Source organism: Parabacteroides vesiculifaciens, assembly GCF_049860805.1.
Lineage (GTDB): Bacteria > Bacteroidota > Bacteroidia > Bacteroidales > Tannerellaceae > Parabacteroides.
Genome location: NZ_CP187555.1, coordinates 4,238,633 through 4,251,098, shown reverse-complemented (window position 1 = coordinate 4,251,098; position 12,466 = coordinate 4,238,633). Strand labels below are relative to the sequence as shown.

The window sequence follows — 12,466 nt, the reverse complement described above, 5'->3', positions numbered from 1 at the left end:
AATTGGCATTAATACCCAGGATTCTGAATAACCTGCCCCTTACCTTGGTCAATCACGCTCTGAGGCAGTGGCATTAATTCCATATGTTTATCTGCAGCAACTGAGCCTTTATACTTCTTGGCAAATTCGACAAACTTGCCATGACGGATAAGGTCAGTACGGCGCAAACCTTCAAACCAAAATTCTTGCCCACGGTTAAGCAACACCTTGTCCAGAAAATCCTGTACACCGTTGATGTCACCCATTCCATAAGGTTTGATGCCTGCACGTTCACGGATTGTGTTCAGCAAAGATAATGCTTCTTGAGACACTGCGTTGTCTTTACGGACAATAATTTCAGCCAAAGAGGTCAAAACGTCTGCATAACGATAGACAATCCAGTCAACCGAACTGGCTTCTCCTGTTGCCTCCGGATCCTCTCCGTATTTGATAGGAAGTGCACCACCCCACAAAACGCTACCCGGATTCTCTTCATTATAAATTACACCGTCTGTTCCTGTAAACTCACCGACAAGTACTTCAAGACGCTTATCTTCTTTTTCAAAAGTCTTATAGAAAGACCACGGGACACGGTAACCGCTCCACTTCTGAATATTCGGGTTATTTGTCGGATAGACAGAGGGCAACACGTGTGCTTGCCACAAAGCCATAGATCCGGCAGAACGATCTGACTGGCAAGCAAAAATAATCTCGCTATTCCGTTCGTTCTCCAACGTGAATATGTCAGCGTATTCCGGAACCAAAGCATATCCATAATCCGATTTCATGATTTCACGCGCACATTGTTCGGCTTTCACCCAATCACCTTCGTGCATATAAAGCTTCATCAAAACCGTATAGGCCAAACCTGCTGTAAAACGGCCGTAATTAGGATCGCTTGCCGGGTAGTTTTTCGGCAAAACCTTGATAGCTTCCAATAGTTCCGTTTCAATGAACTTCACCATATCCTCTTTGCTCAGGCGAGGTAAAATTTCATCTACCAAAGGATTGTTCAACTGTTCAAGCGAAGCAATCTGTATCGGGCCGAACCAGTCGTACAGAAGATAGCCCAACCAGCCTTTACCACAATGGATTTCACCGATAAGCCTTTCTTTCACATCGTCAGGCATAGGAACATCTTTGATGCGGTCTACGGTCAATGTCATTTTACTGATATCACGCATATAACCATAAGGGCCACTGATATTGGGCGATGCTACAGTAAAATTCACATTCAGCATATCAGGCCAACACGGGTCATTCCATTGGCAATAAGCCACATCAGTCACCATGTCACCCATGATTTGAACACCACCGGATGCTACAGTAAACAAGCCACTATACCAATTGGATTTAAACGGTGAATAGGCAGCCGCAGTCACCAATGCTTCTGCATCCGCTTGATTTTTCGGAAATATACCCGGGTTTATGGTATCGTACATCTCTGACTCCAACTGAGTACAAGACATAAACATGGCGGAAGCAAGCAGACCGCTCATCAATATATTTTTCGTCTTCATATTTTTATCTGTTAAAATGAAATATCAACGCCGAAGCTAAAGCTTCTCACATTGGGATAAGCATAATTTGAGTTGTCTGTTTCCGGGTCCAAACCGTCATAAGGAGTGATCACGAACGGATTATTGATATCGGCATAAACGCGCAAGTTAGAGAACAAGCCTTTGCCCAAAGTCTTAGGCAACGTATATCCCAACGTGATATTACGGCAACGGATAAACCAAGTCTTATCTACATAGTAGTCACCGATACCCCAAGAGCTTTGAGGTTGGAAGTAACCCGGACGTGTGCCGTTCGGATTGTCGTTAGACCAAACTTCTTTTACGCTCACCGGCATATTGTATCCCGTTCCCAAACGGTCAATGTTCATCTGGCCGTCACCAGTCAACCAAGTATCCTTATAAGAACCGGCATTCAACATATTGAACTGTCCGTAGAAGTAGAAGCTAAGATCGAAGTCCTTATAAGTAAACGTATTGTTCAAACCAAGCATAAAACCTGGATCCGTACATCCGTAGAACACTTTATCGGCATCATTCAAAATACCGTCAGGCTTACCCGATTTCACCGGGATGCCGTACTTGTCCACCTTCATTGTTCCATCTTCATTGTAAGCATATCCATCGATATCTTTCAACTTGACTTGTCCAGGAATAGCCCCTTTCATGTGGGCGATTTCTTCACCCGGCTGTACCAAACCGTCAGACAAGTAACCATACCAACCACGAAGAGGAGCATCGTAGAAGCTATAAGCCGAAGGTTTCCAATAAGGACCACGGTCTTTCCATTTGTCGCGATACAATGAGAAGGTGAAGTCAGTGTTCCATGTGAAGTCTTTCTGCTGGAAGTTGCGGGTATTGATTGTCAACTCAAAACCTGTACTCTGTGTCTCACCAATATTCGCTGCAATTTTATCCACTTCCTGATAAGACAGCAAAGAACGATAGTCCAACAAATCGGAAACGACTTTATAGAAATACTCAGCTGTTACATTGATCCGGTTATTGATGAATCCCAAGTCCAAACCGACGTTCACTTCACTGGTTGTTTCCCAACTCAAATCAGGGTTACCCATTTGTTTCAAATAAACCCCTTTGTGCTCGGTTCCACCAAAGATATTGTTGTTACCCACCTGATAATAGCTGATAGCCTTATTACCGATGTTCGAGTTACCGGTTTGTCCGACACTGACACGCAACTTACCGTTCGAAATAACATCTTGCAGATTCTGCATAAAGGCTTCTTCACTAAAGCGCCATCCCAAAGCAACAGAAGGGAAATAACCCCAACGGTTATTGTCGGCAAAGTTTGAAGCACCATCCGCACGCAATGTAGCCGTCAGCAAATACTTGCCGGCATATGTATAGCCGATACGGCCAAAGAATGAAGCCATCTCTGTCTTAGAGGCAGAAGATCCGACACTGGGTTTGGGATAAGCACCAGCCCCTAAGTTGTTATACAAGAAACCATCAGTGATAAACTGGCTATTACCGGCATACAAACTTTCGTAATTGAACGATTGGAAAGAATAACCGACAACGCCGTTGATGGAGTGCTTGCCTATATCCTTCCGGTAGGCAGCCGTCAATTCAAGCAAATAGTCGTTCTTGTCGAACTCACCAATATCCGCCTTTCCTCCTTCTTTGGCTCCATACAGGGTTGTGGTCGGCAGGTAAGTACGTCTTTTCTGCATATTGTTGTCGATACCGACATTTGCTTTCAATATCAAATCTTTAATCGGTTCGATTTCCAAGAAAGCCGTTCCTAAAATACGTTTTTTACGTGTCTTGTCGGTAATCTCCAACATGGATATGGGGTTAGGCATAAAGGCCGCTTCAGGGTTCAGGCAATAATCGCCGTTTGCATCTTTAACCGCAATCAGGGGGTTAAACTGGGAAGCAGCTACCAACATACTGGCATTTTCAGCATGTCCATTTCCCAAAGGTACGTTGTCGTAGTTATTGGTTGACAACGTCAAATTGATACCCGTCTTAACATATTTGCTCAACTTCTGCTCTAAGTTGACACGTCCGGTAAAACGAGTCAATCCGTTGTTTTCCAACACACCATTCTGTTTGAAATAGTTTCCTGAGACCAAATATTTGGTATATTCTGAACCACCGGAAATCGAAACATTGTGTTGAGTCTGAAATCCATTCCGTGTCACACCGTCCATCCAGTCGGTATTGTTCACCGGATTGGCAATATCAGCATCTGAATATTTCGGGACAAACGGGCTGACGGTAGAAGGATCTACCCCTCCGTAAACTCCGATTTTATTCTCACGCATCCATTTTTCCTTATAATAGCTGTTGCGCACGGACATCCAGTCGGAAGCATCAAGCACTTCATAGTTGGATGCAAGTTTTTGTGTAGATACAGAACCTGAATACTTCACATTCGGTTTACCGGATTTACCCTTCTTGGTCGTTACGATAATCACACCATTACCGGCACGGGCACCATAGATCGCCGTAGAAGAAGCATCCTTCAGCACTTCGATAGATTCGATGTCATTGGGGTTGATGGAAGCCAACACGTTGTCTTTTGTTCCATCATTATACTTACCGACATCCATATTTCCCGGATCACTTACAGGGAATCCATCCACAATAATCAACGGGTCATTACCTGCAGAAGGAGAAGCGGCACCACGAATGCGAAAAGAAGTTCCACCACCCGGTTGCGCACTGACTGTATTTGCTTGCAAACCGGCAGCCTTACCTGCTAACACTTGGCTGACAGACCCAACTGTAGCAATCGGTTCATCGTCCATCTTCACTTGAGAAACGGCACCCGTTAAATCACTTTTCTTAACCGTACCATATCCGATAACCACAACTTCATCCAATGCCTGAGTATCTTCCTTCAGGTTCACCGTGATAGTTGCTTGTCCGGTGTACTTGATTTCTTGGGTGATATACCCGATGTAAGAGATCTGAATGATATCTCCGTTCTTTACATTTTCCAAGAGGAAGTTACCATCCATATCCGTAACCATACCATTGGTCGTACCTTTTACGACAACCGAAGCACCGACAACCGGGCCGAATGAATCGTTTACGACCCCTTTCAAACTTGTTTGCTGCTGAGAAATACCTACTTTAGGAGTAGCCGACTCCGCATCGGAGGCTAAAGCTGTTCCTGTTGCAAGTAATGCTGCAGACATCAACATTAGACTGACTGGTCTTGCAATTTTTAACATAATGATTATTTTTAATATATTATAATTATTGTGTTTTTCACTATCATTACAAATGCCTTTCACCATAGTTCTTGGAGAACTATGGTAGAAAATGGAAGGTTTTGCGGGTAGGTCCGTTTGTGAATCTTTTGCTAAACGATGTGGAGGATGAAACCCTATTGGTTACAGGCTGTAACCAATAGGGTAAGGAAGTGTTACCCATAGGGTTGCAAGCCGTAAACGGATGCCTAAAATTGCCATGTTTGATTATTAGATGATTACGGTGATAGGTGATAGGTGAAAGCGTATTTCTGTAAAAGTTTATGGAGAGAAAAAACAAGGGGTGCCCCCTTTAAAGGAGGCACCCCTTATTTTATGAATACGGGAAAAGTTTGCAAAACGGCCTTCAACCTATCACCCGATAGTTCTCTTCAATATGTTAAAATCACCCCACCCTTATTAATTTTCTCAAAAAAGTATATCTAATACAAAATATTAACCCTATATTTGACGCATCAAAGTGACGCAGTTCTCCAAGAACTTATGCGAGTTATTAAGGAATATCTTTTGCGCCGGCGGGACTTTCTCTTATCGAGAAGGCGAAGCCAGCTATCGTGTATTTCAGAAACATCACGGGAAGGAGTACAGGCTTCATAAAGCGCTTTCGTCTCGAAAAACAGTTTTTTATTGTCTGTACTTTCATTCACCCAAGCATAAAAATCGTCCAAAGACCGCCCTTGCAGCCGTCCTTGCAAATACCCGATGATTAATTCCGAATGTCCGTTTTCCATTTTTCTTAATTATTAGATGTAGATACAAAGTCGACACATGGTAAACTTGGCTCTTACATATGCACAACGAACAGGAAAGAAAAAGTACTCACAAGAAAAATGATTTTTTATAAAATATTTTCATCGCATCGCTACAAGATAAAGGGGAAAGGGAACATTTAGCCGGAATGAAAATCATAAAAAGTGCCGGATGTTGGGTGATTTGATGAATTTCTTATAAATTATTTGTTATTTCTTTTTCCGAACATAGAGTTGACAGGGCGACCGCACCAAATCCAGCAGTAACAATTCTTTATTTCCATGGAGAGAAAAAACCGTTTTTGTCCCGAATAATTCTTTCTTAAGTGCCTGCTAATTCTGTAATCGGTGTCAGTGATTTTATAATCAGTGGTTGTGATTATATAATTGCTGGCACTGATTTTATAATCACTGGCACTGATTACAGAATTGATAGGCACTCCGATGTTTTTTATGCCTATGTAGATAAGTTTTCTTGTAGCAGGGATAGATTATTACTTATATTATGTAGCCCATAAGATCGTATCGCTTAAAAATGAATTTGGTGCGGTCGCCCTATAGAGTTGATAAGGGGGAGAATTGAATAAAAAAGAAACGTACCTTTGCAAAACCGAACAAGATTGGCGAAGAGATGAAAGAGGCATTTATAAAACTACATATTTCTATTATTCTGGCAGGCTTCACAGGCTTGTTCGGGAAGTTGATTACGTTGAATGAGGGCCTGCTCGTTTGGTACCGTATGTTTTTTGCAGCCGTAATGCTCTTCCTTATCCTTTGGGGGAGCGGAAGGTTGAAGCGGACTTCTTTTCGCGAAGTGATGAAGATCGCAGGGACCGGGCTGTTGTTAGGGCTTCACTGGGTGTTTTTCTACGGAAGTATCAAGGCGGCGAACGTATCGATCGGAGTGGTTTGCTTTTCGCTGGTCGGCTTCTTTACGGCTTTGTTGGAACCGCTGATCATCAGGAGGCGGGTATCGACTAAAGAGCTTTTATTCAGTTTGGTGACTGTGTGTGGCATTGTCTTGATCTTCCAGTTTGACACACGTTACCGGACGGGGATAATCATTGGCGTGATCTCTTCGGCACTGGCGGCGCTTTTTACCATCACGAACAAGAAGGTAGGAGTACGGCACGCTTCCAGCATGATGTTGCTTTATGAGATGATCGGCGGTTTTCTGGGGTTGACTTGCTTGCTGCCGTTTTACCTGCATTTCTTCCCGGTGGAGACAATCTTGCCGGGAATGACCAATTTCCTATACCTGTTGTTACTTTCACTGTTTTGCACGATCGGCTTGTATCTGTTACAAATACAAGTATTGAAACAGGTATCTGCATTTACCGTGAATCTGAGTTATAACCTGGAACCGGTTTACAGCATTATCCTTGCCATGCTCTTTTTCGGCGAGGCGAAAGAGTTGAACCTCGCTTTCTATGCCGGATTGGGATTGATCCTGCTCTCCGTCCTGTTGCAAACGCGCGAGGCTATCCGTTGTAAGGGAGCGTAAACCAGAACCGTGCGCCTTCTCCCAACCTGGAATCGACGCCGATCTTCCCGTCGAGGGCTTCGATGATGGTTTTGCAGATTGTCAAGCCTAAGCCGGTGCCCTGCTTGAATGAATTGACTTTCATGAAACGTTCGAAAATAGACAATTGATGCTGTAACGAGATTCCGATACCCGTATCTATTACTTCTATGAGGACATATCCTTCAACGATGCGGTAGGAAAGCCTGATGCTTCCTTCCTCCGTGAACTTGGCTGCGTTTGAGATCAAATTCGAGATTACCTGCGTGACACGTTTCGGGTCCGTATGGATAATAATGTCGGGCAAAGTATCGAAATCACAGATCAGGGATACGTTTTCGGACATTTTCAGTGTATGCACCTGATACTGCTCGTAGAATATTTCTTTCAGGCTGGTGTCGGCAAGCGAATAATCCAGGATGCCCGATTCTATTTTGGAAAAGTCCAGGATGTCGGTTATCAGGCGGAGGAGCAGATCACTGTTCTTGTTGATTATTTTGACAAACTCTTCTTTTTCTTCCTTATCGTCTGTCTCGGCAAGGATATTCGAGAAACCGATTATGGCGTTGAGCGGTGTCCGGATCTCGTGGCTCATATTGGCGAGGAAGGCTGATTTCAGCTTGTCAGCCTCGCGAACCTTCTGTATTTCCAGTTCCGACTGCCGGGTTTCGTATTCCGCATGATGCAGCTTCTCTTCCAACCGTTTTTCTTCGGTGATATTGGTAATGTGACAGATCATTTTATTCTGCCGCTTGCGACCTTTCGTCTTATAAGCCTGCGCATTGACGCGGATCCAGATCGTTTCGTTTTCAATAGCGGTACGGCACTCGAAGCTACAATGATCCAACTCTCCTTCTATCACCTGGAAGAGCTGGTTGACGTTGTCGGCCGAACGGATAATCTGCTGTACGCCTTCGACTGTCATGTATTTATTATCCCTCAAGTAGTTGAACAACTTGTTGTCTTCCGGCGTCTCGTTCAAGAGCGGATTGACAAACAATTCTTTCTTTTCGATATCGTATTCGGCGATAAGGGAATGGCCGGATAGGAGGACGGCTTTAAGGATCGCCAGGTTGTTTTGTGTCTGCTCCTCTTTAACCTGCTTTTCCGTCTCGTCGGAGATGATCAGCAGATAGCCGATATGCCCGAACTCCCGGTCGTTCAATCCGATCCCTTTCACCATCAAATATTTGGTCTGATCCAAAAAGTTGGAGTGATAATACCGGGAATCCCGTATGCTATTGAAATCGTATATGAGAGGGAAACTGAATGCTTTCTTCTTCTTAATCTGATTAAGGACTTTCTCGGGAACAGCCGGATTCCGGAACAGATTGACACCCAACAGTTGTTCACGGGAAGAGCCGAAGATCTTAGTGTCGGCATCGTTTATATCGATCAGGCAACCTTCCGCATCGTATAGCTCCACTCCGATCGGCAGGTTGTTGAAGAACTGCTGGAACTTGGTGCTCAGCTTGGAGATGCGTTTCCTCGACTCTTCCAGATTATAATCGGTTTGCCAACGTTCGATAATGATAGAAAAGATGCCGGCGATAAGATGCATATCTTCAACTTCTGACGCCGTCCAGGAACGATGTTTCAGGATCGAGTCGAAACCGATGAATCCCTGTACTTTGTTATGAAAAGTAAGTGGGATGATCAGCGTGGATTTCAATTGTTGAAGGGTCAGCAGGGCCTTGTCGGTAGACGCCTCGGCGGGCAGATCCGCAAGATCCCTCAGCACGATGTCGCGTCCGGATTTGACAGTGTCTATAATCCACGGAATTGTGTCGTATGTCAGTTTGCTCTTGTCGTCTTTCGGAACTTTTACCCACGAGTTCATCACTTCGCATGTAAAATTAGCCGTCAACCCGTCTTCTTCGAAGATGGCAACGTAGCCCCAATCCGCATCGAAATAGTCCAGCAATACGTTCATTGCTTTTTCGATCGGCTTGTTTTCTTCGTTGAAAAGGATCACCAGAACTTCGGAAATAATACGCTTTATGGCCGGCGTTTCGGAGGTTGTACAAACCTCGCAATTGGCAGGGCTGCTATCTCTGGCTTCCAGTAATCGTATCAATTCTTCCCGGGTCAACTGATCGTATGGCGATGCTTTAAGAGTCATATCAGAATCTTTATCCGATCGCAAAAATAAAAAATAGTTTTGATTCTGAATAGTTTTCAGGAAGAATAATCATTTACGCCACAACCGTTCCGGTAAAGCCGTTTTGATAGAAGTAATTCATCCTCCTTTAGAACTATTATCTTTTGAATGTCGAGGTCATTCCGTGTAAAAAGTTATATTTGCATGTTCTAACATTGGACAATCCGGTGATTGCCCTGACATTATTGAATTTGATTATGTTGAAGCAACAGTTACAACAAAAGTTACAGCAAAAACTCTCTCCGCAGCAGATTCAGTTGATCCGTCTTCTGGAACTCCCGGCTTTAGAGCTGGAAGAACGTGTGAAGCATGAGCTGGAAGACAATCCCGCATTGGAAGAAGGAAAGGAAATTGCGGATGACTTTGACCGTACTGACGAAGGTGGCGATGAGTTGGCCTCCAACGATATGGAGGGAGGAAGCGAAACAGACGCCGACCTTTCCCTCGGCGACTATATGAGTGAGGATGATATACCCGATTATAAACTTCGTGAGCTGAGCGAGCGGACGGAGAAGAAAGAAGATGTGCCTTTCTCGGTCAGCGAATCCCTGAACGAATACCTGCTCCAACAGCTCGGGTTGCGGGATCTGCCGGAAAAACAGGTGAAGATCGCCGAATATATCATCGGGAATATAGATGATGACGGCTATTTGCGCCGTGACCTGTCCGCCATAGCCGACGACCTGGTGTTCCAGGCGGGACAGGATGTGACGGAAAAAGAAATAGAAGAAGTTCTCACGATCATACAGGATTTTGACCCGGCAGGAGTCGGCGCCCGCAACCTGCAGGAATGCCTGCTACTCCAGTTGGACCGCCGGGAAAAGACGCCCGAAACGGAGTTGGCAATCCGGATACTGACCGATTTTTTTGAAGAGTTCACCCGCAAGCATTACGATAAGATCATGAGAGGGTTGGATATCGAAGAATCCGCCCTGAAAAGAGCCATCCGTGAAATAATGACCCTCGATCCTAAACCTTGCGGCAGCTGGGGCGGTTCCATGGAGACAGCTTTGAGCCAGATCATTCCCGATTTCGTAGTGGAAGCGGTGGGTGGCGAACTGATCCTGAGCATGAACAACCGGGGTATCCCTGATATGCGCATCAACCGCGAGTATGCGGAAATGTTTCAGGATTATGCCGGCAATAAGGCAAACCAGACAGCCCAAATGAAAGAAGCCGTCCAGTTTGTAAAGCAGAAACTCGACTCCGCCCAGTGGTTTATCGATGCCATCAAGCAGCGTCAGGAGACTTTGCAACGCACGATGGAGACAATCATCCTCCTGCAACGCAATTTCTTCCTCACCGGCGACGAAGCGACCTTGCGGCCTATGATCCTCAAAGATGTGGCGGAACGGGCCGGATATGACATCTCGACGATCTCGCGTGTGAGCAACAGCAAGTACGTGCAGACGAACTTCGGCATCTATCCGCTCAAGTATTTCTTCTCCGAATCGATGCAGACCGACAGTGGCGAAGAAATTTCCACCCGCGAGGTAAAAAAGATAATGAAAGAGCATATCGACGGTGAAGACAAGCGCAAACCGCTTACCGACGAAGAACTGGCCTCCATCCTGAAAGAGAAAGGCTACATCATCGCCCGCCGTACGGTAGCAAAATACCGCGAACAATTGGGCATTCCGGTTGCACGGCTCAGAAAAGAAATATAAATTTGAAGCGTTATGAGATTATTTTCAAATATCATATCCGGTATGTTCCATCCGTTGTTGATGGTGACGTATGGAGTCGTGCTGGCTCTCACCTTCACGTACCTGGCGATCTATCCGCCGACGATGAAGTTGTTGCTCGCCGGTGGAGCATTCCTGTCTACGGCGGTTATCCCCGGAGCATTCATCTTTATGATGGTGAAAAACGGGGCGGCGGTCGATATGGAACTGTCGGACCGTCACGAGCGCGTGGTTCCGTACCTGATCTTCATCACGTCGATCATGGTCTGCGCTTTCTATATGTATAAGATGATGTTGCCGTTCTGGTTCATCTCCTTGCTGTTGGGAGCCTGTGTGGCGTTGATCCTGGCGTTGTTGATCAACTTCTTCTGGAAGATCAGCGCCCATGCGATCGGGATAGGCGGACTGTTGGGCGGCATTATGGGCGTGGCACGGATTCACCTGATAAACCCTTATTGGGCCTTTATCATCGTGATCATAATCGCGGGGCTGGTCGGCACTTCGCGAATTTTTCTGAAAAGGCATACTCCCATGCAGGTATATGCCGGGTTTTGTCTCGGATTTATATGTACCTTTGTAGCCTCATTCTTGAGTTATATCTATTTATTCATCTAATAAAAACACTAAAATTATGAATTTTCCTGCAGATTTAAAGTACACAAAAGATCATGAATGGATCCGTGTAGATGGCAATGTAGCTTACGTTGGTATTACCGATTATGCTCAGGGCGAACTGGGTGAAATCGTTTTCGTAGACATCACGACTGAAGGTGAAGTAGTTGCCAAAGAAGAAGTTTTCGGTACAATCGAAGCAGTAAAGACTGTTTCAGACCTGTTCATGCCGGTAAGTGGTGAAGTGATCGAAGCTAACGCCGAGCTGGACGACAAACCTGAATTGGTGAACGAAGATGTGTATGGCAACGGATGGTTGATCAAAATCTCCCTGTCAGATCCTTCCGAACTGGATGATTTGATGTCTGCTGCCGAATACGAACAAATGATTGCAAAATGACACCAGTAGTAAGTATTATCATGGGCAGTACTTCGGATCTGCCCGTAATGGAAAAAGCGGCCAAACTGCTCGACGAGATGGAGATCCCGTTCGAAATGCACGCCTTATCCGCCCACCGTACGCCTGCCGAGGTGGAGGCTTTCGCCAAGGGAGCCAAAGGACGCGGCATCAAAGTGATCATTGCGGCTGCCGGTATGGCAGCCCACCTGTGTGGTGTGATCGCCTCGATGACGACAGTCCCCGTGATCGGTGTGCCCATCAATTCGACGCTCGACGGTATGGACGCATTGCTGGCCATCGTGCAGATGCCTCCGGGAATTCCGGTTGCCACGGTCGGAATCAATGGCGCCCTGAACGCCGGTATCCTGGCCGTCCAGATGCTTGCCGTCGGAGACGAACAACTCCAGGACAAACTCGCCGCCTATAAGGAAGACCTTAAAAAGAAGATCGTAAAAGCAAACGAAGAGCTGGCTAAGGTTTCTTTTAAATACAAAACGAATTAGTTGAAAGTTGACAGTTGAAAGTTGAGAGTTAACAAAAACGCAAAGTATGCCGCCCTTGTTGATTTTCAACTTTCAACTTTCAACTTTCAACTT

Annotated in this window: 8 protein-coding genes; 5 read left to right on the top strand and 3 right to left on the bottom strand. The window is 45.3% G+C overall.

The features are described from left to right. Positions 1–8: 8 nt before the first annotated feature. Both ACPYIV_RS16865 and ACPYIV_RS16860 read right to left on the bottom strand, forming a co-directional pair. Positions 9–1,499: a RagB/SusD family nutrient uptake outer membrane protein gene (locus tag ACPYIV_RS16865; protein WP_425884147.1), complete on the bottom strand. Its 1,491-nt coding sequence runs from the start codon at positions 1,497–1,499 to the stop codon at positions 9–11. Between the two features lie 11 nt (positions 1,500–1,510). After that, entirely contained in the window at positions 1,511–4,702 is a 3,192-nt protein-coding gene (locus ACPYIV_RS16860) for a SusC/RagA family TonB-linked outer membrane protein (RefSeq protein WP_301842588.1), read from the bottom strand. A 1,419-nt stretch (positions 4,703–6,121) separates the two neighbouring features. On the opposite strand from ACPYIV_RS16860, the gene ACPYIV_RS16855 reads away from it, so the two are divergent. Next, positions 6,122–6,994, top strand: coding sequence for a DMT family transporter (locus ACPYIV_RS16855; protein WP_425884145.1), 873 nt, complete (start codon positions 6,122–6,124; stop codon positions 6,992–6,994). Here the strand turns inward: ACPYIV_RS16855 and ACPYIV_RS16850 are convergent. After that, positions 6,972–9,134: an ATP-binding protein gene (locus ACPYIV_RS16850; RefSeq protein ID WP_293739852.1), complete on the bottom strand. Its 2,163-nt coding sequence runs from the start codon at positions 9,132–9,134 to the stop codon at positions 6,972–6,974. The genes ACPYIV_RS16855 and ACPYIV_RS16850 overlap by 23 nt on opposite strands. 236 nt (positions 9,135–9,370) lie before the next feature. On the opposite strand from ACPYIV_RS16850, the gene rpoN reads away from it, so the two are divergent. From rpoN to purE, 4 genes are read left to right on the top strand one after another with little or no spacing between them, the layout of a single operon-like run. After that, on the top strand, positions 9,371–10,840 hold the full coding sequence (gene rpoN, locus ACPYIV_RS16845; RefSeq protein ID WP_293739853.1) for an RNA polymerase factor sigma-54: 1,470 nt from the start codon (positions 9,371–9,373) through the stop codon (positions 10,838–10,840). Positions 10,841–10,852: 12 nt separating this feature from the next. Then, positions 10,853–11,473 (top strand): phosphatase PAP2 family protein, encoded by a 621-nt coding sequence (locus tag ACPYIV_RS16840; protein WP_293733068.1) that lies wholly within the window; start codon positions 10,853–10,855, stop codon positions 11,471–11,473. A 16-nt stretch (positions 11,474–11,489) separates the two neighbouring features. Then, positions 11,490–11,870, top strand: coding sequence for a glycine cleavage system protein GcvH (gene gcvH, locus ACPYIV_RS16835; RefSeq protein WP_293733067.1), 381 nt, complete (start codon positions 11,490–11,492; stop codon positions 11,868–11,870). Beyond that, entirely contained in the window at positions 11,867–12,373 is a 507-nt protein-coding gene (gene purE, locus ACPYIV_RS16830; RefSeq protein ID WP_293733066.1) for a 5-(carboxyamino)imidazole ribonucleotide mutase, read from the top strand. The genes gcvH and purE overlap by 4 nt, the downstream gene beginning before the upstream one ends. Positions 12,374–12,466 lie beyond the last annotated feature (93 nt).

Excerpts from the sequence above, each read along its gene's own strand:
- ACPYIV_RS16865 (WP_425884147.1), bottom strand. The coding sequence starts at position 1,499 with ATGAAGACGAAAAATATATTGATGAGCGGTCTGCTTGCTTCCGCCATG.
- ACPYIV_RS16860 (WP_301842588.1), bottom strand. The coding sequence starts at position 4,702 with ATGTTAAAAATTGCAAGACCAGTCAGTCTAATGTTGATGTCTGCAGCA.
- ACPYIV_RS16855 (WP_425884145.1), top strand. The coding sequence starts at position 6,122 with ATGAAAGAGGCATTTATAAAACTACATATTTCTATTATTCTGGCAGGC.
- ACPYIV_RS16850 (WP_293739852.1), bottom strand. The coding sequence starts at position 9,134 with ATGACTCTTAAAGCATCGCCATACGATCAGTTGACCCGGGAAGAATTG.
- rpoN (WP_293739853.1), top strand. The coding sequence starts at position 9,371 with ATGTTGAAGCAACAGTTACAACAAAAGTTACAGCAAAAACTCTCTCCG.
- ACPYIV_RS16840 (WP_293733068.1), top strand. The coding sequence starts at position 10,853 with ATGAGATTATTTTCAAATATCATATCCGGTATGTTCCATCCGTTGTTG.
- gcvH (WP_293733067.1), top strand. The coding sequence starts at position 11,490 with ATGAATTTTCCTGCAGATTTAAAGTACACAAAAGATCATGAATGGATC.
- purE (WP_293733066.1), top strand. The coding sequence starts at position 11,867 with ATGACACCAGTAGTAAGTATTATCATGGGCAGTACTTCGGATCTGCCC.